Raw genomic sequence first — 20,785 nt, 5'->3', positions numbered from 1 at the left:
CGACAGGTGCCGCACGGCGACCCGATGCTGAGGACGTGGATCCGTTCATGGTGGCCGCCGGCTCGGCGGTGGTGGGGGCGATGGCCTCCGAGGGGTGGAACGACGCGCGGACAGCCATTGCCGCGCTCTGGCGCAAGGCACACCCCGAGCGGGTGCCCGCGATCGAGGCGGACCTCGAAGAGGTGCGCGCGGAGGTGCTGGCCGCGCGGAAGGCCGAGGATCGGCAGACGGAGGAGGAACTGGCCGTGGAGTGGCGCCGTCGCCTTGGGCGTCTGATCGCGGCCGATCCGAAGGCGGCGGAAGAGCTGCGTCGCATCGTGGACGGGCTCACCCCGCCGACCGGCGGCGCTCCCACCGTCATGATCGCCAACGCGTCGGGCCGTGCCAGGCTGTTCCAGTCGGGCGGGGACATCAACGTCCGCGGGCGATGACCGCACCCTCCAACGCGCCGAGGGACGAGCCGCGGACGGAACTGAAGCTGGAAGCCAGGGCCTCCGGCTGGGCGCGGATCTACCAGGCGGCACGCGACCTGTACGTCACCGTCGTCAACCTGCCCCGCAGCCTCACCGTCTCGCTGGTCACGTTGATCGTCGGGTCGATGGTGGCGGGCGTGGCCTGGTTCGTCGTGGGCGTGGTCCTTCCGCAGTACGCGCCGACGTACAAGACGCAGTTCCTGATCGACGCGACCACCGCCCCGGCCGACATCGCCAAGTCGCTCATGACCGTCATGGGCTCCGCCGGCGACCGGGACGCGCTGGCGCTGCGCAGCTTCGGCGGCCGGTGCGGCGCGGAGGACAACACGGCGCAGCTCGTGTCCTTCGGCACCGGCAACCGGCGGGAGATCGAGGCGGCGGCGGGCAAAGTACGGGCCGGGGGCGAGAACACGCTGCTGCGCGGCATCGTCGCGGCGGTCGAGGATTTCACCACGCCCTTCGCGCAGCGCGCCAAGCAGGTCAACCGCGTCATCGTGATCAGTAACCACGGCGCCGACGCCTGCGACACCGACACCGCCTTCGTGGAGCGCGAGATCCGCGAGCGGGTCGCGTCGGCGGGGCTGAGCATCCAGTTCCGCGTGGTCGGCTACCAGGTTCCCCGAGGCCGGCGCGGAGGGCTGGAGGGCATCGCGGCCGCCTCCGGCGCCCCGGCGCCGCTGTACGCGAGCACGCGGGCGCAGCTGGACGCCGCCCTCGACTGGTTCGCCAACGTCGAGCCCGTGCTGGACAACGCTACGCGCACCATCAACACGCTCAACGCCAACGTCGCCAGGATCGAGACCGCGCTGAAAGCCGTCCGGGACGGCAGGCAGGACGTCGCCGCACGCGAGCTCAACCAGGCGGGAACGGCCGACGTCGACACCGAACTGGACGACCTCGCGGGCCGCGCCAAGACCCCCGCCGCCCGCGACCTCCACACGCGGGCCGCTGACCTGCGCACTCACCAGAAGCGCCTGCTCGACGGCGCCCTGCGGGTGCTGGACGCCGCGCGCTCAGGCTCGCCGCCCACGCTCGCCCCGCTCGAAAGAGCCACCACGGACTACAACGACAAGGTCAGGCGCATGAACGACGCACTCACGGCGCTGCGCGCCACGGCCCCGGCGAGCAGCTCATGACCACGACGGCCAAGCCCCGCAAGTCCCGCAGGACGGCGGTCGTGGTCGTCGTGCTCCTGCTCGTCCTGGCCGGGATCGCTTACTACGTCTATCTCGCCATTCCCGAGCAGCGCACGGCGTTCCTCGTGGACACCTCGCAGAGCAAGGTCGCCGTCGGCGAGATCGCCTCCTCGGTCGGATCGGCCGCGCGGAACGCCGGTGACCGCGACGCCGTCTCGTTGCGCAGGTTCGGCGGCAGCTGCGGGGCCGCCGACAACACGGCCGAACTCGTGAGCAGCGCCACGGGGAGCGGCGCGCAGGTCGCCTCGGCGGCGCGGACGTTGTCGTCGGCGGGCAAGGCCACCCTGGAGAGCGGCGTGCTCGCGACCATCGACGACTTCTCCGGCTTCTACCCCTTCCGAGGTCTGCGCCGTAACCGCATCGTCGTGGTGACCAGCCACGGCACCGACGGCTGCGCCCGCGACCAGAGCGCCGCCATGAAGGCGATCCGCGAGCGCGTGGCCGCCGCCGGACTGACGCTGGAGTTCCGTTTCGTCGGGTTCCACGTTCCCGACGAGCAGCGTGACGAACTCCAGGCGTTGGCCGGCGCCACCGGCGCGCCCGAGCCGCGCTTCGTCCGCTCTCCTGAAGAGTTGAACGTGGCCCTTCGTGAGCTGGTGATCCCCGACTTCGGCCTGGCCAAGCCCGTGCAACTCCCCTCGGAGCCGGAGCCGACGCCGACCAAGAAGGCCAAGGAGCACGAGTTCGTGGTCGCCCTCATGACGGGCTGGGGCGTCGCGGTCACCGGCGCGCCGGTCGAGTGCGCCACCACGACCGGCGCGACCCCGCACCAGTGCCGCTTCCGCCTGGCCGAAGGCGACCACGTCAGCCTCGTCGCCAAGATCTCGGGCCCCGACCCCAACCCGATGCGCGGCCAGAACAACCCCAACTACCGGCCGAACAACACACCCTTCTGGTACGGCTGCGACGAGGGGCCGAGGTCACGCACCTGCACGGTGACCATGAACCGCGAACGCCTGGCGAAGGCCGCGGCCACGTCCGGCGACGCGCCCTCGACCTCGATGGTGGCCTGCGTGACCACCCAGGACCCGGCCGCCGCCGCGCTCGCGATGACGTGCGCCGGCGTCACCGGCGCGCCCCCGCCGCCGATCCCCACGGTCACCTACGCCGACGGCTCCGTCGGCGACGGCTGATCGCGGGCGGCGGGGTCCCCCGTCGCCTCAGTCGTCCCTCTTCGTCCTCGTCATCCCACCTCAGGCGCTGCCGCCGCCCTGCTTGCCCCAGCCCGTCAGGGTGTCGGTGAGCGGGCATGCGACCTGCGCGGTGGAGCCCGCGCTGGTCCAGGGTGATTCGAACCATTTGTCCTTGTACCACTTGCTGGTGCAGAGGGCGATCGCCTTGAACGGTCCGGTCGTGCGGCAGTGAACATGCACCTCGGCCGGTCGCCAGTCGGTGTGCGGGGTGATGGTGCAGTCGGCGGCGGCCACCGTGGACGCCTGAGCCGCGGTGAGCGGTGCGGCGCCGAGCATGATGGCGGCCCCCGTCAGCGCCACCACCTTTGTCGCCAGTTTCATCATCGTCAGACCCTTCGTGAATGGGGAAGTCACCAGCGAAGACCCAGCCGCGCCCATCCGCCGATCGCCCGCCCCGCGTCGAGCGTGGGCACACCGGCCCGGACGTTCCTGCACACCCACGACCGAGGCGGGTCACTGTGGACGAATTCCGCCGAGCAGACCTTGCCGCCGTCGATGTAGAGGTTCCAGCGGCTGAGAACGGGCGTGGTCCCGCTCACGTCGACGTCGATCGAGATCGTTCCGCCGGGGAAGCGGGTCGGGTAGAGGTCCATCGTGCACCACGGCTCGCCGCCACTGGTCGAGGGGCAGTACTTCGTCCCTCCGGCGGCCTGGGCCGGCGCGGCCAGAGTGGCCACGACGGCGGTGCCCGCCACGGCGGTCGTCACCAACCTGCGTAGGAGTCGCATACGGCGGTCTCCTTTCTGAAAACCGTTTGCCGAACAGCCTGAGTATGGCAATCGCATTCAGTCCGAAAACAGGTCGGCAACCGGGCATTCATAGGGCATTCAACGGCTTCGGAAAAGGCCATTGATGCGACGCGGTTCGAATCTTTACCGCTCCCACTCGACGAACGGCGCGAGCAGCCGGGGGACCGCGGTCTCGGCCAGCGTCAGCCCCTGGGCGACGGACACGTCGCGGACCCTGTAGACGCCGTCTCCCGCGGACGTGGTGGCTCCGAGGGTGAGCAGGCCGGCGCGGCGCTGGAACGGCGAGCGGGTGATGGTCCAGCCGATGATCCCATCCCGCCGCAGGACGACAGTGCGGCGGGCGAAGGCCCCGTACGTGGCGGTGAGATAGCGGCCGCGCATTCCGTGACCGAGCGCGCGGTAGGCCCCGTACGCGAAGGCCGTGAGGATCGGCACGAGCACCAGGCCGGTGACCCAGCCGGTGGTGACGAGCGCGGGGCCGAGCCACAGTCCGAGGGCGGCGGGGACGGCGGCGATCAGGACCGCCGCCGTCAGCGCCCGGCTGACCCTCCTGCGCAGGGCGGCACGGGGATGCGACGCCAGACCGTCCCCGGCGAGCAGTTCCCCCTCCTGCAGCACGTCGGCGGCGACCATCAGGGCTTCTGAACGCGGGACCGGCGGGGTCAGGGCGCGACGCCTGCGGTTCTCCTCACGATCGCCCAGACCGCTGGTGACGGCGTTCAGCCTGGCGCCCCTGGCCCAGCGCAGCGGGATCGGCTCGACCAGTTCGACGCCGCGCAGCCGGCTCTCCTCCATGCTCACCGAGCGGGTGGCCAGCAGGCCGCGGCGGATCCGCAGGACCCCGCCCTCCCCGCGACGCAACTCGTATCCACTCCAGCTCTCGATGAAGGCGGCCGTCGAGCAGACCACACCGAGGGCGACGAGGGAGAGCACGGCCAGCAGAACGCCGTACCAGAGCGGGACGGAACCGAAGCGGTGGATCAGGTCCTTGACGACGCCGAGTTCGAGAGGGTCGATCTTCATCTCGCGCAGCACACGGTAGACGGTGCCCGCCGCGGCCAGAACGCCGCCGACTCCCCAGACGGTGAGCGGGGCGTACCGCAACCAGGAGCGGTCGAGCGCGCTGATGAGGCCGTCGCTGTCCGGTACGGCGGGAGACGTCCCGCGCGCTTCGATGATCCGGCGGCGCAACTCGGCGGCGTCCGCCGTGGTGATGCCGTCCAGCCGGAGCCCACGGACGGCGGAGCCGCCCTGTCCACCCGTGTCGATCCTGAGCGTGGTGAGCCCGAAGACGCGATGCAGCGGATTGGCGGTCAGGTCGACGCTGCGGACGCGGGCGATCGGCACCGAGTGCCGGCTGCGGAAGAGCAGGCCCGAGCTGAGCTCGAACCGGCCGTCCGTGATGCGGTAGCGGGTGGTCACGAACCGCGACACCCCGAGGCCGCCGACGACCAGGCAGGTGAAGAACAGCGAAGCGAGGGTGATGAGAACCTGGAGGTTCGTCTCGCCACCGGTGACGAGCAGGCTGACCAGGAACATGGCCAGCGGGGCGGCCAGCACGCCCAGGTTGACGATGACGAGCCGGCCGCTCAGCCGCCCCGCGGTGCTTCGGGACGTCATGCGGCGTCCCCCGGTACGGCCTGGGTGCGATGCGTCAGGTACGCCACCAACTCGTCGCCGACCTTGTGGTCGAGCCCTTTGATGTGGACCGCGGAGGAGGAGGCGGTGGTGACGGTGATGCCGGAGAGCCCGAACATCTGCTGCAACGGGCCGCGCAGCGTGTCGACGGTCTGGACGCGCGAGAGCGGAACGACCCGCCACTGCTGCCAGAGCCAGCCGGAGGCCGCGTAGACCGCCTCGTCGGTGACCTCCCAGCGGTGCACCCGGTAGCGCCAGGACGGCATGACGGCCATGTAGAGCAGGCCGGGGACGAGAGAGATCAGGGTGAACCACATGAACAGCTCACGGGTGGGCGGGATCGAGGCCCACAGGATCGCGAAGGTGAGGGGCAGGGGGAGGGCGAACACCGCGGACTGCGCGGTCCACCAGCCGATCGCGCGGTTGCCGACACGATTGCGGGGCGGCCGAAGCCTCATCGTGTTGTTCACCGGGCCACCTCGGTCCTGCCGGCCGCCGACGTGAGCTTGCGCATCTTGGACATGAGCACGGTGGTCCGGGTCAGAACCATGGCCAGCGCCATGAAGACGAAGGTGTTGGCGTAGGTGTCCGGCCCGCTGATCTTGTAGTCGATGGAGAAACGGACCAGGTCTTCGGTGAACCAGTGCTCGGCGCCGTACGCGAACACGACACGTCCGGCCGACACCACGATCCACACCAGCGCGTAGCCGATCCCGCCGGTCGTGAAGATCTCACCCGACTCACGACGCTGGGCGGGCAGCAACGCACCGGCGATCAGCCCGCAGATCAACCCGGTGCCGATTCCCACGAGTTGCAACGACAGGTCATTTCCCTGCGTCGGCAGGGAATGGACGAAGATTGCGATGACGACGGCCACGGCGAACACCGACCGCAACATGCGCATCGTGGTGACGCGGCGGTGTCCGAGATCGGTTGCCAGAATGACGAGCAGAATGGTTCCGCTCGCGATGAGGGCAGCAACGAACTGACTCATTCGGGGGATTCTCCACATCGTTTTTCGCGCGTTTTTCTTGCTGCTTGAAACGCTAGGGAAACGGCGCGCGTGGCGAGACGACCGAATGGCTGGTCCTGGTTGTCAACCGATCAGTGGACACGGTGTGCGAGGGTGGTACGACTGTTGGCGTGCGAGAACGACCTCAGGCAGACGAGGGGCAGGCCGGAGCCGAGCCGCGTACCGGCTGGTTCGGCCTGTGGGACGGCTTCTTCGCCGTCTCCTACCTGCTCACATCGGTGCTGCTGTTCATCTCCGACGACTCCCAGATCTCCCACTCCATCGCGATCGGCGCGCTGACGCTGATCGTGCCGTGGTACGCCGGGCTCGGCCGCCGCTTGATGATCAACCACCTGTACGGGCCGAGGAATGTGGTCTTCGCGCTCGGGCTGGTGCTGCTGTTCTGCCTCACCACGGCGTTCGGCCTCATCGGCGCCTTCGCGTTGTTCGCCGTGGCCCCCATGCTGATCATGAGCCTGCCGCTGACGCGGGCGGTCGTCCTGCTGGCGCTGGTCCACCTGTTCCCGCTGGTGGTGGTGTGGGTCAGGAGCGAGGAGTTCGGGAGCGGCGGCTGGGGCGCGGTGCCCATCTCGTTGCTGAGCTTCGCGCTGACGATCCTGCTCGGACTGTGGATCAAACGGGTGACCCGCCAGAGCAAGGAGCGCGGCGAGCTCATCGAGGAGCTGCGGCGCAGCAGGGAACGCGTGGCCAGGCTCTCCCACGAGGCGGGCATCTCGGCCGAGCGGGAACGGCTCTCCCAGGAGATCCACGACACCCTCGCCCAGAGCCTGACCAGCATCATCAGCCTGGTCCAGGCGGCGGAGTCGAACGTGCGCGACGCGCCGGACCAGGCGACCAAACATCTGGCGCGAGCCGGGCAGGTGGCCAGGGAGTCTCTGGCCGAGGCCCGTGGCTTCGTCGCGGCCCTGGCCCCGCCCACCCTGCGCGAGGGCTCTCTGATTCAGGCCGTCCGCAGGCAGGCCGACGGCCTGGTCGCCGAGACGGGGCTGGACGTGCGGACCTCGATTCACGGCGAAGAGGAACCCCTGCCGATGCCCGTCAACGTCGTCCTGCTGCGGTCGGTGCAGGAGGCGATCGCCAACGTGCGCAAGCACGCCGCGCGGGCTCGAACGGTGGACGTGGAGGTGACCTTCGAGGAGGAGACCGTGCGCCTGCTGATCCGTGACGACGGCGAGGGGTTCACGCCCGACGACACGCACAAAGGGTACGGATTACGTGGCATGCGCGCCCGGGTGGCGGAGATCAACGGGACCGTGACCGTCGACAGCCGCCCGGGCCAGGGCACCGTCGTCGAGGTGCACGTTCCCGTGGCGGTCGCGAGCAAGGAGGCGGCGGGTGGCTGAGATCAAGGTGCTGCTGGCCGACGACCACCCGGTCGTCCGTGAGGGCCTCATCGCCATGCTGGAGTCGGCCGACGACATCACCGTCGTCGGGGAGGCCGGCTCGGGGGAGGAGGCGGTCGTCCAGGCGGGGGCGCTGCGGCCGGACATCATCCTGCTCGACCTGCGCATGGGCGGCATGGACGGCGTCACGGCCACCGAACACATCCTGCGCCGGCTGCCGGGCAGCAAAGTCATCATCGTGACCACGTACGAGGACGACACCGACATCCTGCGCGCGGTGGAGGCGGGCGCGGCCGGCTACCTGCTGAAAGGCAGTTCGCGGCAGGAGTTGATCGGCGCGGTCAGGAGCGCCGCCCGAGGGGAGACCGTGCTCACCCCGTCCCTGGCCGGCAAACTCTTCCGCGCCAGGGGTTCCGGGCAGCCGGCTCTGTCCGAGCGCGAGTGCGAGGTGCTCCGCCTGGTCAGCCGGGGGCTGACCAATGCGGAGATCGGCAGCCGGCTGTTCATCAGCGAGGCCACCGTCAAGACCTATCTGCTCCGCTCCTTCAAGAAACTCGGTGTCTCGGATCGCACGGCGGCGGTGATGACGGCGATCGAACGCGGCCTGCTGTCCTGACGTGGGCTGATGGCCCGGCCACCGTGGGTGGGTGGCCGGGCGTCTGTCAGGCGACGGTGAACCCGCCGTCCACCGGCAGGATCGAGCCGGTGACGTACGAGGCCCCGATCAGGTACGAGATGGCCTGGGCCACGTCCTGCCCGCGTCCGACGCGACCGGCCGGGATCATCCCCGAGAGCGAGGCGAACTGGGCCTGCCGCTGCTCCTCCGGCAGGAACGACCACCAGGCCGTGTCCACCACGCCGGGCGAGACGGCGTTGACCCGCACGGGGGCGAGTTCGGCGGCCAGCGGCGACACGATCCGCTCGATCGCCCCGTTCACGGCGGCCAAGGTGAACGTTCCCGGGAGACCGGCGCGCGCGCTCGACGCGGAGACCATGGTGACGGAGCCGGTCACGCCGGCGCGCTGAACGGCGAACAGGTACGGGAACAGCTTGCCGTCGAACGCCGCACGCACGTCGGCCAGATCGGTGTCCGCGAGCGGCCCGATGCCGACGGCGCCGGGGCTGAAGGCGAGCACCAGGTGGTCGAACTCGCCGATCCGGCCGAAGAAGGCGGCCACCTCCTCCTGCGAGGTGGCGTCCACCTGCTCGGCCGCCGCCACGCCGCTCTTGGCCGCAGCCAGCTTCTCCGGGTCGCGTCCGGTGACGATCACCTCGGCGCCCTCGTCGGTCAGCAGGCGCGCGGTGGCCAGGCCGATGCCGGACGTGCCACCCATGATCACAACACGCATGTCCATCCTCTTTCTAGACGTTTGGTCTCGTTTTTATCCGAGACGTCGAGTCTTGTAAAGTGGCTTACATGACGGACGACCGGCGGCTGGGACGGCCCCGCAGCGAGGCCACACGCAAGGCGATCCTCGTCGCGGCCCTGGAGGAACTGGACGAACGCGGCTATGCCGCCCTGACGATCGACGGCATCGCGCGCCGCGCCGGATGCGGCAAGCAGACCATCTACCGCTGGTGGCCGTCCAAGGCCGACGTCGTCCTCGAAGCCCTGCTCGAACGGGCCGACACGACCATCGCGATCCCGGACGAAGGCTCGCTCTCCGACGACCTGCTGGCATTCCTGACCGCCACGTTCCGCCAGCGCGGGCAGCGTCCCACCCTGATCGGCCTCATGGCGCACGCACTGCTCGACCCGGTCTTCGCGACGGAGTTCAAGGAGAAGTTCCTGTTCAAGCGGCGCGCCGCCCTGCGGGTCATCCTGGACCGGGCGGCGGCCCGCGGCGAGATCGCCGCCGACGCGGACATCGAACTGCTCATGGACGTGGTCTACGGCGTACTGTGGTACCGCCTGCTGCTCGATCACGCCCCCCTGGACGAACCAGCCGGGAACCGGCTCGCGACACTCCTCGTCCGGGCGGCCCGTTAGCTTCTTCCTCGGTTTGTTCGGCGCCATCGCGAGCGGACCGACCTGACGTTCGTCGCCGGGATCGTGGCGATTTGGAGCTTGCTGTCGCTACTGTCGCTGAATCTGTGCCGTCGCACGTTCCGCCGGTGAAGAAAGGCATTGTCACGATGCGCTATCTGGTCACGCTCAAGGTCACCGCCCAGCCTGACGGCCCGCCGCCGGCCGACCTCATGGAGGCCATCTTCAAGCTGGGCCAGGAGGCCACGGAGGCCGGGGCACTGCTCGACAACAGCGGCCTGGCCCCCAGTTCCGAGGGCGCGCGGATCGAGGTGAGCGGCGGCGGGCTGACCGTCAGCGACGGCCCGTTCTCCGAGGCCAAGGAACTGATCAGCTACGCACTGTATGAGGTCAGGACCAAGGAGGAGGCCATCGAGTGGGCCTCCCGCTTCGTCAAACTGCACCGCGACCTGTGGCCGGGCTGGGAGGGCGAGACCGACGTGCTGCGCCTGTTCGGTCCCGAGGACTTCGCCCCACCGGCCTGACCGTCACCACATCCGGCCGGACACCGCGTTCGGCGCACGAGGCGGAAACGACCACATGACGAACCACCGCATTTTTGTCGGGCGTATATCTTAAATTCGGCTGGGCCGCAACCGTTGACCCCTGGTGTGAACCCCATGTATACATGCGCCATACCTGATGGATCCCCGATGCGAAGTCTCAGTGCCAGGCCCTGACGAGGCGGAGATGTCATGGCAGTGATCAGCAGGCGAGGTTTTCTCGCCGGAAGCGTAGCCACGCTGGGGGCCTCGGCCCTGACGGCCTGTGGCAGCCCAGCGACCTTGCCCGAATCGATGCAGGCCATCCGCCCGGGCGGCGGTGGCCCGAACCGTGGTGGCGTCCTGTATTTCGGCCTGTCCACTGACCCGGCCAACCTGGACCCGCACCTGACCAGCGGCAGCGCCTCCGACTATCTGCGCCAGCTCGCCTACAACGGGCTGGTCCAGTACGACGGAGCCGGAGAGATCATCGGCGACCTCGCGACCGAGTTCGGCTGGGCCGACGAGCTGACGTACCGGGTCAAGCTGCGCTCGGGGGTCAGCTTCCACGACGGGTCCACGATGACGGCCGACGACGTGGTCTTCTCCTTCCGCCGCATGATGGACAAGGCGACCGCGGCGGCGTCGGCGCCGCTGCTCGACCAGGTGGCCTCCGTCGAGGCGCCCGACGCCACCACCGTGGTGTTCAGGTTCAAGCAGCCCGACGTGGCCTTCCCCTTCGCCCTGGCCGCGCCCACCACCAACATCGTCTCCAGGAAGTGGATCGAGTCGGGGGCCAACACCAAGACGCAGGTCATGGGGACGGGCCCGTTCAAGTTCGTGGAGCGCATCCCTGGGGTGAGCACCACGTTCGTCCGGTTCGAGAACTACTTCGAGTCCGGCCTGCCGTACCTGAACGGGATCGTCTTCCAGCCGATGGGCGACGACTACGCCCGCGTGACGGCGCTGCGCACGGCGACCGTGGACATGATCGACTACGTCCCCGCCACCCACGTCGGCGTCATCTCCGAGAACCCGAGGTTGCGGTTCGTCTCCGACAAGACCTTCGGGTTCGGCTTCGTCGGCTTCGTGACCAGCCGGCGTCCCTTCGACGACGTACGCGTCCGCAAGGCCATCGCGATGTCGATCAACCGGCAGTCGGTCCTGGACACCGCGTTGCTCGGGCACGGCAGCCCGATGGACGGCGCGATGATGTCGGAGACGTTCGCCCCGTACGCGCCCCAGCTCGCCGGCTCCATGCCCTACGACCCGGAACAGGCCAGATTCCTGCTCAAACAGGCCGGGCAGGAGGGCCTGACGCTGCCGGTGGTGACCACCAGCTCGTACTCGGTCATCGCCAGGCCCGCGCAGGCGATGCTGCCCGGCCTGCGCGCGGCCGGCATCAACGTGAACCTCACCCAGCAGGAGTGGCTGACCTTCCGCTCCAGCGTGTCGACCAAGGTCTTCCCCGTCCACTCCTGGGGGACGGCGCCCAAGTTCGGCGATCCCGCCTCGCTCGGCGACTTCATCAGCAGCACCGGCACCTTCGCCAAGAACCTCGACTTCGCCGACGACAAGATCGACGAGCTGCTGACCCAGGCACGCAGGAGCTCCGACCAGAGCCTGCGTAACGAGATCTACCTCGACGTCGAGAAACGGGCCCTGGAGCTGGTCCCGATGACCTACACCATCCGCCGCGAACAGGGCGAGGCCCACTACAACCACGTCAAGGGCTACGAGCACCCCCCGAAGGGCGCCTGGACCGCCACAGCCCTGCGCCGGACCTGGATGGAGAAGACGACGTGAGGCGTTTCCTGGCCAAGCGGTTCGCCCAGGCGATCCTGCAACTGCTCCTCGTCGGAACCATCGTGTTCTTCCTGGTCCGGCTCATCCCCGGCGATCCGGCCAGGGCGGTGCTCGGCGACGCGGCCACCGACGAGCAGATCGCCGCCACCCGGGCCGCGATGCACCTCGAAGAGCCGTTCTTCAGCCAGTTCATCGGGTTCTGGACCCGGTTGTTCCAGGGCGACCTCGGCACCTCGCTGATCAGCGGCCGCCCGGTCATGCAGGACCTGCCGTCCCGGATCGGCAACTCGCTGGAGCTCGTGCTCATCGCGCTGGCGATCTCGCTGGTGGTCGGCATCGTCCTGGGCAGGATCGCCGCCACGCGCGCCGACAAGCCGGCGGACCACGCGCTGGTCGCCGGGTCGATCTTCGGGATCTCCCTGCCCGTGTTCGTGATCGGCACCCTGCTGCTGCTGGTGTTCGCGTTCGTCATCCCGATCCTGCCGCCGCGCCGGTTCGCCTCGCCGTTCGAGGATCCGCTCGCCCACCTGCAGATCCTCATCCTGCCCGTGGCCACGTTGACGGCGGCCTCGTGCGCGGTGGTGACGAGGATGACCAGGGCGTCGATGCTGGAAACGCTCAACGCCGACTACGTCCGCACGGCACGGGCGAAGGGCCTGGTCGAAAAGCGCGTCATCAACCGGCACGCGCTGCGCACGGCGCTGCTCGCCGTCGTCTCCGCGACGACGGTCGAACTGACGACGCTGATCGGGAGTACGGTCCTGGTCGAGACCATCTTCGGGTGGCCGGGGATGAGCTCCCTGCTCATGAACGCCGTGGGACAGCGTGACTATCCCGTCATCCAGGCCGTCGTCCTCGCCGCGGCCACCATCGTCATCCTGGTCAACCTGGTCGGAGACCTGGTCGTCAGGGCACTCGACCCCCGGGCGGAGGACAACTGATCATGGCCACCGTGTTGTCAGACGCGCCTGCGATCAAGAGCACCGACAAGAGGACCTTCCTGCGGCGCATGCTGGCCAACCGCAGGACGTCCATCGCGGGCGCCTTCCTGCTGCTGGTCGCGCTCGTCACCGTGTTCGCCAGGCTCATCGCGCCCCACGACTATCGCGACATCGTCGGCAAGCCGCTGACCTCGGCCTCGACGCTCGGCATCGACGACTTCGGGCGCGACGTCCTGTCGCGCCTGCTGGTCGGGCTGCAGGTCTCGCTCGGGGTGGCGCTGTCGGCGGTGCTGGTGGCGGCGGTCATCGGGGTCGCGCTCGGGCTCGTGGCCGGGTACGTCGGCCGCTGGGCCTCGACGATCATCATGCGCGGCATCGACGTCCTGCTGAGCTTCCCGCCGATCGTGCTGGCCATCGCCGTCGTGGCGATCATGGGCCCTGCCCTGGTGAACGTCGTCCTGGTGATCGGCGTCCTGTACATCCCGAGGTTCACCAGGATCGTCTACACCCAGGTGCTGGCCATCAGGAACCTGGAGTACGTCGAAGCCTCGAAGATCATGGGCGCGCGGCCCGCGGGAATCCTCGCCGGGACGATCCTGCCGAACGTGGCGGCGCCCATCATCGTCCAGTTGAGCCTGTCGGTGAGCTTCGCCATCCAGATGGAGGCCGGGCTGAGCTTCCTCGGTCTCGGCGCGCAGCCGCCGCTGCCCTCGCTCGGGACGATGGTCGGCGCGGGCCGCGACTTCCTGGAGGTCCAGCCGACGCTGCTGCTCTACCCGTCCGTGCTCATCATCCTCGTCGTCCTCGCGCTCAACGTGTTCGGGGACGGCATGCGCGACCTGCTTGACCCGCGCCGCCGTGGCACCAACTGAAAGGAACGCATTCATGACCCTCCCTTCCACCCACAGGCTCGGCGAGCTGTCCTGGACCCAGGTCAAGGAGCTGGCGGAACGGGACCCGATCATCCTGTTGCCGATCGGCGCGGTCGAGCAGCACGGCCCGCACCTGCCGATCCACGAGGACTCCATCGTGGCGGAATGGGTGGCCGACAAGCTGGCCAAGGAGAACGGGTGCTATGTCGCGCCCGCCCTCAACTACGGGCACTCCGGTGTCTTCCGCGGCTTCAACGGCAACCTGTCCCTGAGCCAGGCGACGCTGCGCGCCGTCACGTACGAGATCATCGAGGCGCTGGTGCAGTCCGGCTTCCGGCGCGTCATCATCGTCAACAACAACGGCGGCAACGTCGGGCCCGTCATCGACGCCGGCCTGCAGGCACGCCGTGACCTGGGCGTGCTCGTCGGCCACCTGTATCCGTGGCAGCTCGGCTACGCCCTCATGCGGGATGTGTACGAGGACCCGGCCAAGGCGTACGGCCACGGCGCGGAGCCCGAGCACTCCGCGATGCTCGCGATCTTCCCCGACCAGGTGCAGAGCGATCTGGCCGCCCCGGGCGGCCTGGAGTCGAGCAGCGGCTGGACGCCGACGAGCTACACGGAGGCCGCCATTCCCGGGCACGACGTGCGCGGCACCGTGCTGTGGGACTTCTCCGAGGTGAGCCCGACCGGCTGCACCGGCGACGTGAGCCTCGGCAGCGCGAAGACGGGCGAGATCTGGATCGAGCGGGTGATCGGATTCTGCTCCGCCTACATACAGGAATACGACAGGAACACCTCGGCTGAGTGACCCTGCGGCAGCATTGGGGAGACGCATGACAACCGGCACGAGTCCCGCGGAGCCGATCCTCTCGGTCGATCAGCTCTCGGTGGACTTCCAGATCGGGGGCGAGTGGGTCCCCGCCGTGAAAGACGTCAGTTTCACGGTCGCCAAGGGTGAGGTGGTGGCGCTCGTCGGGGAATCCGGCTCGGGCAAGTCCGTCAGCTCGATGTCGGTGCTCGGGCTGCTGGCGAAGAACTCGCGCCGCCGTGGCAGCATCCGGTACGGCGACACCGAGCTGCTCGGCCTCGGCGAGGAGGCCCTGCGCGCCATCCGCGGTAAGCGGATCGCGATGATCTTCCAGGAGCCGATGACCGCGCTGAACCCGGTCTACACCATCGGCGAGCAGATCATCGAGGCGATCCAGTGCCACGAGCGCGTGCCGGCCGCCGAGGCCCGCGCGCGCACGCTGGAGCTGCTGAAGAAGGTCGGCATCCCCGATCCGGAGTCGCGGATCGGCAGCTACCCGCACCAGCTCTCCGGCGGCCAGCGGCAGCGGGCGATGATCGCGATGGCGATCTCCGGCTCGCCTGAGATCATCATCGCCGACGAGCCGACCACGGCCCTCGACGTCACGGTGCAGGCGGAGATCCTGGAACTGCTGCGCCGCCTGCAGAAGGACCTCGGCTCGGCGGCCGTGGTCATCACCCATGACATGGGCGTGGTCGCCGACCTGGCCGACCGGGTGGTGGTGATGCGGCAGGGCGAGGTCGTGGAGGAGGCCCCGGTCGCCCGGCTGTTCGCAGACCCGCAGCACGAGTACACCCGCAAGCTGCTGTCCGCGGTGCCCCGTCGCGGGCAGGCCGAACCGGCGCCGTCCGGCACGGCCGCCGACACGACGCAGGAACCCACGCTCCGGGTCACCGGCCTCCAGGTCGAGTACCCGGGACGGCTCGGCCGCAAAGGGTTCAAAGCCGTGCACGACATCAGCTTCGACATCGGCAAGGGCAAGGTCCTCGGCCTGGTGGGCGAGTCGGGCTCGGGCAAGTCCACGATCGGCAGGGCCATCGTCGGGCTGGTGCGCGCCACGTCCGGCACGATCGAGATCTGCGGACGTGAGGTGACCGGGCTGGGCGCCAAAGAGCTGCGCGGGTTCCGCAGGAAGTACTCGATGGTCTTCCAGGACCCGGGCTCCTCGCTCGACCCGCGCCGGTCCATCGGCGACTCGATCGCCGCCCCGATGATCATCAACCGGTACGCGGAACGCGCCGTCGTCCGCAAGCGGGTGCTGGAGCTGCTTGAGCAGGTCGAGCTGCCAGGGAACTGGGCCGACAGGTTCCCGCACGAGTTGTCGGGCGGTCAGCGGCAGCGCGTCGGGATCGCCCGCGCGCTGGCGCTGGAGCCCGAGCTGCTCATCGCCGACGAGCCCACCTCGGCGCTGGACGTCTCCGTGCAGGCCACCGTGCTGCGGCTGTTCCAGGAGCTGCAGGACAGGCTCGGTTTCTCCTGTCTGTTCATCAGCCACGACCTGGGCGTGGTCGAGCTGCTCTCGCACGACGTCGCCGTCCTGCAGCACGGGCGGATGGTCGAACACGGCCCGGCCCGCGAGGTGCTGAACGACCCCCAGACCGACTACACCAGGAGGCTGGTCGCGGCGGCGCCGGTGCCCGACCCCGTTGAGCAGGCCGAGCGCCGCGAGCTGTGGCGGGCGATCTCCAGGTGATCACCTCAGGTGGGAGATCACCCGCTGGTCGGGCCGCAGATGGTTGCGCAGGGTGCGCTCGGCGGTGTCGAAGTCGTGCATGGTCAAGGCGGCGAGCAGGGCGCGGTGTTCGGGGTTGATGACCGCCAGCCGGTCGGGGCGCGCCGCCACGGCGCTGACCCCGATCCGCTGGTGCCGCGGCTGGAGGCTGCTGAACAGGTCGATCAGGACGGTGTTGCCCGTCGCCCTGATGAACGCGAAGTGGAAGAAGAAGTCCATCTTGGCGTGCTCGGCGATCGCGTCGCGGTCGCCCGCTCTGCACCGCGCCACCATGTCAGGGGCCTCCATGAGGTCCAGATGCGCGGACAGCTCCTGCGGGATGTCGGTCTTCTTATCGCACAGGATGCCGAAGCCGTGGATTTCGAGAACCTGCCGCATCTCGTACGTCTCGAACAACTCGGCCGCCGTCACGCCGCGCACCTGGGCGCCGCGCCTGGGCAGCAGGTCGATGTACTTCTCCGCCGCCAGACGCTGGAACGCCTCGCGGACGGGAGTGCGCGACACGCCGGCCTCGTCGCAGACCAGCTTCTCCTCCAGGAAGGATCCCTCGGGAAACCGGCCGCCGAGAATCGCCTCCCGCGTCCAGCGATAGGCACGCTCTCCGGCGGTCGCCGCCGGCGAGGTGTCCGGTTCCCAGCTCATGCCACCCCTCACATCGTATGTATACACAGTGTATACTAATACCTAGAAGGAGTATCCCTTGCAGGACAAGCGAGACCGTCGGTACGCAGCCTGGTTGTCCGGTCCGAGTTTCGCCACCGCCGAGATCGTGGCCGACCTCGGCTACGGCGCGGTGGTCCTCGACATCGAACACGGCTCGTTCGACCTGGCCGACCTTGAGCGCTTCATCCCGTTCCTGCGCGGCCTCGGCCTGGAGGTGCTGGCCAAGGTGCTCGGGCCCGAGCGGGGCCCGATCCAGCAGGCCCTCGACTTCGGCGCCACCGCCGTCGTCGTGCCCCACATCGAGAGCGCCGCGCACGCCGCCGCCATCTGCGCCTTCGGAAAGTTCCCCCCGCTGGGCGACAGGAGCTTCGCGGGCGGACGGACGGCACGGTACGGCGGATTCGACGACGAGTGGGTCGCCCGCCAGGATCGCGAAACCCGCGTCTACCCCATGATCGAGGACGCCGGGGCCATCGAGCAGATCGACGACATCCTCGCCCTGCCCACGGTCGACGGCGTCTTCATCGGCCCCAGCGACCTGTCCATCCGCCGCGGCCGGGGCGCCTACACGCGCTCGGCGGAGGACTTCGCCGACCTCAGGATCGTGGCGGACGCGGCCCGCGCCGCGGGCAAGCCCTGGGTGCTGCCCGCGTGGTCGCCGCAGGAGAAGGCGTTCGCGCTGGAGAACGGCGCCGACCAACTCGTCCTGACCATGGAGCACGGTGCCATCATGGCCGGTTTCAAGGCCGCGCTCGACCAGACCCGCGAACTCGGCCGCTAGAATCGACCCATGACAGAGTTGGACACTATCGTAAATATCTCTGATCCTGCGGTGCAAAGAATTATCGATGTCACCAGGAGTTCGAGGTCCAGCATAAAGACCGTACTGATTGAGGACGTCGAGCCTCTCACGCAGTGCATCAGGGTCGGGGTGGATTTCGTCGAGATATACAGTAGTTCGGAAAGTCCAATCTCTGATGAACTGCTCGCGTTGTGCAGGAGCCGCGACATACCGGTCCGTCTCATGGACTCGTCGATCGTCAACCAGTTGTTCAAGGGAGAGCGGAAGGCCAAGACGTTCGGCATCGCGCGCGTCCCCCGCCCGGCCAAGTTCGGCGACATCGCGGACGGGGGCGGTGACGTCGTCATTCTTGACGGAGTGAAGATCGTCGGCAACATCGGCGCGATCGTGCGGACCTCGCTCGCCCTCGGAGCTTCGGGAATCATCCTCGTCGACAGCGACCTCACCAGCATCGCCGACCGGCGTTTGCTGAGAGCCAGCCGAGGCTATGTCTTCTCACTTCCCATCGTCCTGTCCAGCCGCGAGAACGCAATGGCCTTCATTCGCGACCGCGGCATGCCGCTGATGGTGCTCGAAGCCGACGGCGAACTCGAAGTCAAAGACCTCGGCGACAACGACGACCAGTTGGCCCTGCTGTTCGGCAGCGAAAAAGGCGGCCCTTCCGACCTGTTCAGGGAGGCGTCCTCGACCTCGGTTTCCATTCCGATGATCAGCTCAACCGAATCCCTTAATGTCTCGGTTTCCGTAGGCATCGCGCTGCATGCGCGAATTCGCAGAAACTTCGCAGTCAAGCGGTGAATTGCTCGCGCCCCCGGCTCCAGGGGGAGACGCGAGGCCGGCCCGCGTGATGCCGTGCCGGCTCGTCTGGGTCAGGCCCTCGACGCGGGCTGCAAACACCCGATCCAAGCCCTTGACGGGGCTTCAGCACGTGCGCGCCCCGGAGGCGGCGTGCCGGCGACAGCCGAGCCTGGAGGGCCAGGTCGCCTGCCCCGCACCGGTTCTGGCACCGGGAAAGACTGCTCCAAGTCGGGCAAACATTCTACGTTCACCATCTATTTAACATAGGACGTTGGACGTAGGATGTCCCCTCGTAATCTTCTCCTGCAGGAAGGGCGAGGACATGCACGATGGTCATCCCCCGGAGGGCCGTGCCCGGCGCCGCCGGGTGGGCGTCGTACTGGCGTTCGCCGGCTTACTCGTCAGCGTGCTCGGCGCGCCGGCGACGGCGGAAACCTTCGAAGCCGCACCGTTCGTGGACGAGCAGGTGCTCTACAAACAGGGCGACTTCGGATACGGCTGCTTCCGGATCCCCGCCGTGGTGCGGGCCACGAACGGCATGCTCCTGGCCTTCGCCGAGGGACGGGTGAAGGATTGCGGCGACGACGAGGACATCGACCTCGTGCTGCGCCGCTCCGCCGACGGCGGGCGGACCTGGGGACCGCTGCAGGTGGTCTCGGAGGGCAACGGCACGACTCACGGCAACCCGGTGCCGATCGTCGACGAGAGTTCCGGCCGGGTCGTGCTGGTGAGCACCCGCAACGGTGCGGAGCCGTGCCCGAACGGTTGTGACCGCGACCCCTGGGTGCAGTTCAGTGACGACCACGGGGGGACCTGGTCGGCCGCCAGGGAGATGACCGAGGGCAAGCGTCCTGAGTGGAACTTCTGGTACGCCACCGGCCCGATGCACGGCATCCAGCTCAAGCAGGGCCCGAACGCCGGCCGGCTGGTCGTCGGGGCGAGTTTCGAAAGCTGGGATCGGGTCGGCAAGCACGTCTACGGCACGCACCTGCTCTACAGCGACGACAGCGGGGTGACCTGGAACATCGGCGCCGAGACGTCCCGCGACGACGGCACGGTCATCGCCCAGGAGGTCACCGTCGTCGAGCTGACCGACGGGCGCATCTACGCCTCGGCCCGCGAGCGCGGCACCGACGAGGGCAGCCGGGCGTACGCGACCAGCAGCGACGGCGGCCAGACGTGGGACGAGCCGTTCCGTACCATGCCGGCGCTGGCGACGACCGATATCCAGGCGTCGCTGCTGCGCTTCAGCGAAGAGCGCCTCCTTTTCTCCGCGCCGATGCACCCGGGCGCCCGGGAGGCGATGGGGATCCGGTCGTCCTACGACGAGGGGGACCGCTTCGAGACCTGGGAGGAGGGCAAGGTCTTCTACTGGGGGCCGTCGGCGTACTCGGACATGGTGCGTCTGGACGGCGACGAGGCGGCCCTGATGTACGAGGCCGGCACCATCACGCCGTATGAGCAGATCAGGTTCGCGCGGTTCAACGAGGCGTACCTGGAGACGCCGAACGGCACTCCGCCCGGCATCCCAGGACCTCCGGCGCCCGGCCCGACGACGCCGGACAGTTCGCCGTATCGCAACCAGGCGTATGTCCGCGGCGGCGCGCAGACCACCGACGGGCGGTTCGGCAACGGGCTGGCCCTGGACCGGGTGGACGACCGGGTGGAGGTGCCGTTCAACGACTCCATCGACCTCGGCGCGAAGGACTTCACGCTGACCTCCTGGTTCCGGTACTCGGACCGGGCCGGGGCGCACACGATCCTCTGGTTCCACCGGGTGAACAGGGGCACCAACCCGCCGGCGCTGTGGCTACGGGCCGAACCGGCCAGCAACCGCATCCGGGCGGTCCTGTCCGTCGACCGGTACAACGTGACCGTGCAGTCGCCGAGCGCATACAACGACGGGCAGTGGCACTTCGTGACGCTCCAGCGGGTACGCGGCGAACTGCGGCTCCTGGTGGACGGCGTGCAGGTCTCGGCGGCGGCGGCGCCGGCCGGTTCGGTGACCCTCGGCAAGGAGTTCGGGCTCGAGGGAATCCACGTCGGGCAGCGGATGGACGGTGTGGACCGCTTCCGCGGGACGCTGGACGAGGTCCGCGTCTACCGGCGCGCCCTCACCGACGCCGAGCTGAACCTGGTCCGAGAGCGGAACCTCCCGATCGGCGGACAGCTCGCGCTGCGGCTGCCGTTCGACCGCGTCAGCTGAGGAGATATGGACCGCCATGCG

Annotated in this window: 22 protein-coding genes; 15 read left to right on the top strand and 7 right to left on the bottom strand. The window is 68.9% G+C overall.

Features of this window, described 5'->3' with window-relative positions:
• The first annotated feature begins 35 nt into the window (after positions 1-35).
• The 3 genes from ACFOY2_RS23070 to ACFOY2_RS23060 are packed head-to-tail and all read left to right on the top strand — an operon-like array spanning position 36 to position 2,802.
• Positions 36-431 carry a hypothetical protein gene (locus ACFOY2_RS23070; protein ID WP_379530259.1) on the top strand — a complete coding sequence of 132 codons (396 nt, stop codon included), beginning with the start codon at positions 36-38 and terminating at the stop codon, positions 429-431.
• On the top strand, positions 428-1,609 hold the full coding sequence (locus ACFOY2_RS23065; protein WP_379530150.1) for a hypothetical protein: 1,182 nt from the start codon (positions 428-430) through the stop codon (positions 1,607-1,609). The genes ACFOY2_RS23070 and ACFOY2_RS23065 overlap by 4 nt, the downstream gene beginning before the upstream one ends.
• A complete protein-coding gene (locus ACFOY2_RS23060) occupies positions 1,606-2,802 on the top strand; it encodes a hypothetical protein (RefSeq protein WP_379530149.1) in 1,197 nt (398 codons plus the stop codon). The genes ACFOY2_RS23065 and ACFOY2_RS23060 overlap by 4 nt, the downstream gene beginning before the upstream one ends.
• Before the next feature lie 60 nt (positions 2,803-2,862).
• Here the strand turns inward: ACFOY2_RS23060 and ACFOY2_RS23055 are convergent, their stop codons facing one another.
• The 5 genes from ACFOY2_RS23055 to ACFOY2_RS23035 all read right to left on the bottom strand — a co-directional run bounded on the left by ACFOY2_RS23055 (position 2,863) and on the right by ACFOY2_RS23035 (position 6,243).
• Positions 2,863-3,186, bottom strand: a complete 324-nt coding sequence (locus ACFOY2_RS23055) for a hypothetical protein (RefSeq protein WP_379530148.1) — start codon at positions 3,184-3,186, stop codon at positions 2,863-2,865.
• 26 nt (positions 3,187-3,212) lie between these two features.
• Positions 3,213-3,590 carry a hypothetical protein gene (locus ACFOY2_RS23050; RefSeq protein WP_379530147.1) on the bottom strand — a complete coding sequence of 126 codons (378 nt, stop codon included), beginning with the start codon at positions 3,588-3,590 and terminating at the stop codon, positions 3,213-3,215.
• Between the two features lie 144 nt (positions 3,591-3,734).
• On the bottom strand, positions 3,735-5,231 hold the full coding sequence (locus ACFOY2_RS23045; protein WP_379530146.1) for a PH domain-containing protein: 1,497 nt from the start codon (positions 5,229-5,231) through the stop codon (positions 3,735-3,737).
• The gene (locus ACFOY2_RS23040; RefSeq protein WP_379530255.1) at positions 5,228-5,707 is read right to left on the bottom strand and encodes a PH domain-containing protein; all 480 of its coding nucleotides are present in this window, start codon (positions 5,705-5,707) and stop codon (positions 5,228-5,230) included. The genes ACFOY2_RS23045 and ACFOY2_RS23040 overlap by 4 nt, the downstream gene beginning before the upstream one ends.
• An 8-nt stretch (positions 5,708-5,715) precedes the next feature.
• Positions 5,716-6,243 (bottom strand): hypothetical protein, encoded by a 528-nt coding sequence (locus tag ACFOY2_RS23035; RefSeq protein ID WP_379530145.1) that lies wholly within the window; start codon positions 6,241-6,243, stop codon positions 5,716-5,718.
• 149 nt (positions 6,244-6,392) lie between these two features.
• Here ACFOY2_RS23035 and ACFOY2_RS23030 point away from each other — a divergent pair, with 149 nt between their 5' ends.
• Positions 6,393-7,625, top strand: a complete 1,233-nt coding sequence (locus tag ACFOY2_RS23030) for a sensor histidine kinase (protein WP_379530144.1) — start codon at positions 6,393-6,395, stop codon at positions 7,623-7,625.
• Complete coding sequence (locus ACFOY2_RS23025; RefSeq protein ID WP_379530143.1) at positions 7,618-8,241, top strand: response regulator; 624 nt, start codon at positions 7,618-7,620, stop codon at positions 8,239-8,241. The genes ACFOY2_RS23030 and ACFOY2_RS23025 overlap by 8 nt, the downstream gene beginning before the upstream one ends.
• A 46-nt stretch (positions 8,242-8,287) precedes the next feature.
• On the opposite strand, the gene ACFOY2_RS23020 is transcribed toward ACFOY2_RS23025, so the two are convergent.
• The gene (locus ACFOY2_RS23020; protein WP_379530142.1) at positions 8,288-8,974 is read right to left on the bottom strand and encodes an SDR family oxidoreductase; all 687 of its coding nucleotides are present in this window, start codon (positions 8,972-8,974) and stop codon (positions 8,288-8,290) included.
• A gap of 68 nt (positions 8,975-9,042) precedes the next feature.
• On the opposite strand from ACFOY2_RS23020, the gene ACFOY2_RS23015 reads away from it, so the two are divergent.
• The 7 genes from ACFOY2_RS23015 to ACFOY2_RS22985 all read left to right on the top strand — a co-directional run bounded on the left by ACFOY2_RS23015 (position 9,043) and on the right by ACFOY2_RS22985 (position 16,256).
• Positions 9,043-9,615, top strand: coding sequence for a TetR/AcrR family transcriptional regulator (locus ACFOY2_RS23015; protein WP_379530141.1), 573 nt, complete (start codon positions 9,043-9,045; stop codon positions 9,613-9,615).
• A gap of 125 nt (positions 9,616-9,740) precedes the next feature.
• Positions 9,741-10,136 carry a YciI family protein gene (locus tag ACFOY2_RS23010; RefSeq protein WP_379530140.1) on the top strand — a complete coding sequence of 132 codons (396 nt, stop codon included), beginning with the start codon at positions 9,741-9,743 and terminating at the stop codon, positions 10,134-10,136.
• Between the two features lie 300 nt (positions 10,137-10,436).
• Positions 10,437-11,939, top strand: a complete 1,503-nt coding sequence (locus ACFOY2_RS23005) for an ABC transporter substrate-binding protein (protein ID WP_379530139.1) — start codon at positions 10,437-10,439, stop codon at positions 11,937-11,939.
• Positions 11,936-12,880, top strand: a complete 945-nt coding sequence (locus ACFOY2_RS23000) for an ABC transporter permease (protein ID WP_379530138.1) — start codon at positions 11,936-11,938, stop codon at positions 12,878-12,880. The genes ACFOY2_RS23005 and ACFOY2_RS23000 overlap by 4 nt, the downstream gene beginning before the upstream one ends.
• Positions 12,881-12,882: 2 nt before the next feature.
• A complete protein-coding gene (locus ACFOY2_RS22995; protein WP_379530137.1) occupies positions 12,883-13,752 on the top strand; it encodes an ABC transporter permease in 870 nt (289 codons plus the stop codon).
• Between the two features lie 13 nt (positions 13,753-13,765).
• Complete coding sequence (locus tag ACFOY2_RS22990) at positions 13,766-14,563, top strand: creatininase family protein (protein ID WP_379530136.1); 798 nt, start codon at positions 13,766-13,768, stop codon at positions 14,561-14,563.
• A 25-nt stretch (positions 14,564-14,588) separates the two neighbouring features.
• The gene (locus ACFOY2_RS22985) at positions 14,589-16,256 is read left to right on the top strand and encodes an ABC transporter ATP-binding protein (protein ID WP_379530135.1); all 1,668 of its coding nucleotides are present in this window, start codon (positions 14,589-14,591) and stop codon (positions 16,254-16,256) included.
• Here ACFOY2_RS22985 and ACFOY2_RS22980 read toward each other — a convergent pair whose 3' ends face one another.
• Positions 16,257-16,937 (bottom strand): GntR family transcriptional regulator, encoded by a 681-nt coding sequence (locus tag ACFOY2_RS22980; RefSeq protein WP_379530134.1) that lies wholly within the window; start codon positions 16,935-16,937, stop codon positions 16,257-16,259.
• A gap of 58 nt (positions 16,938-16,995) precedes the next feature.
• Here ACFOY2_RS22980 and ACFOY2_RS22975 point away from each other — a divergent pair, with 58 nt between their 5' ends.
• The 3 genes from ACFOY2_RS22975 to ACFOY2_RS22965 all read left to right on the top strand — a co-directional run bounded on the left by ACFOY2_RS22975 (position 16,996) and on the right by ACFOY2_RS22965 (position 20,764).
• A complete protein-coding gene (locus ACFOY2_RS22975; RefSeq protein WP_379530133.1) occupies positions 16,996-17,739 on the top strand; it encodes an HpcH/HpaI aldolase family protein in 744 nt (247 codons plus the stop codon).
• 9 nt (positions 17,740-17,748) lie between these two features.
• Entirely contained in the window at positions 17,749-18,558 is an 810-nt protein-coding gene (gene nshR / locus ACFOY2_RS22970; RefSeq protein WP_379530132.1) for an NshR/TsnR family 23S rRNA methyltransferase, read from the top strand.
• 322 nt (positions 18,559-18,880) lie between these two features.
• Positions 18,881-20,764, top strand: coding sequence for an exo-alpha-sialidase (locus ACFOY2_RS22965; RefSeq protein ID WP_379530131.1), 1,884 nt, complete (start codon positions 18,881-18,883; stop codon positions 20,762-20,764).
• The last annotated feature ends 21 nt before the right edge of the window (positions 20,765-20,785 follow it).

Origin of the sequence: Nonomuraea purpurea (assembly GCF_042650645.1) — a bacterium.
Classification (GTDB): Bacteria; Actinomycetota; Actinomycetes; order Streptosporangiales; family Streptosporangiaceae; genus Nonomuraea; species Nonomuraea purpurea.
The sequence above is the reverse complement of the archived record's forward strand: the minus strand, read 5'-3'. Positions and strand labels throughout refer to the sequence as shown.

Bases quoted from the DNA above. Each gene is read 5' to 3' on its own strand.
- ACFOY2_RS23065 (WP_379530150.1), top strand. From the start codon at position 428: ATGACCGCACCCTCCAACGCGCCGAGGGACGAGCCGCGGACGGAACTG.
- ACFOY2_RS23060 (WP_379530149.1), top strand. From the start codon at position 1,606: ATGACCACGACGGCCAAGCCCCGCAAGTCCCGCAGGACGGCGGTCGTG.
- ACFOY2_RS23055 (WP_379530148.1), bottom strand. From the start codon at position 3,186: ATGATGAAACTGGCGACAAAGGTGGTGGCGCTGACGGGGGCCGCCATC.
- ACFOY2_RS23050 (WP_379530147.1), bottom strand. From the start codon at position 3,590: ATGCGACTCCTACGCAGGTTGGTGACGACCGCCGTGGCGGGCACCGCC.
- ACFOY2_RS23045 (WP_379530146.1), bottom strand. From the start codon at position 5,231: ATGACGTCCCGAAGCACCGCGGGGCGGCTGAGCGGCCGGCTCGTCATC.
- ACFOY2_RS23040 (WP_379530255.1), bottom strand. From the start codon at position 5,707: ATGAGGCTTCGGCCGCCCCGCAATCGTGTCGGCAACCGCGCGATCGGC.
- ACFOY2_RS23035 (WP_379530145.1), bottom strand. From the start codon at position 6,243: ATGAGTCAGTTCGTTGCTGCCCTCATCGCGAGCGGAACCATTCTGCTC.
- ACFOY2_RS23020 (WP_379530142.1), bottom strand. From the start codon at position 8,974: ATGCGTGTTGTGATCATGGGTGGCACGTCCGGCATCGGCCTGGCCACC.
- ACFOY2_RS23015 (WP_379530141.1), top strand. From the start codon at position 9,043: ATGACGGACGACCGGCGGCTGGGACGGCCCCGCAGCGAGGCCACACGC.
- ACFOY2_RS22995 (WP_379530137.1), top strand. From the start codon at position 12,883: ATGGCCACCGTGTTGTCAGACGCGCCTGCGATCAAGAGCACCGACAAG.
- ACFOY2_RS22990 (WP_379530136.1), top strand. From the start codon at position 13,766: ATGACCCTCCCTTCCACCCACAGGCTCGGCGAGCTGTCCTGGACCCAG.
- ACFOY2_RS22985 (WP_379530135.1), top strand. From the start codon at position 14,589: ATGACAACCGGCACGAGTCCCGCGGAGCCGATCCTCTCGGTCGATCAG.
- ACFOY2_RS22980 (WP_379530134.1), bottom strand. From the start codon at position 16,937: ATGAGCTGGGAACCGGACACCTCGCCGGCGGCGACCGCCGGAGAGCGT.
- nshR (WP_379530132.1), top strand. From the start codon at position 17,749: ATGACAGAGTTGGACACTATCGTAAATATCTCTGATCCTGCGGTGCAA.
- ACFOY2_RS22965 (WP_379530131.1), top strand. From the start codon at position 18,881: ATGCACGATGGTCATCCCCCGGAGGGCCGTGCCCGGCGCCGCCGGGTG.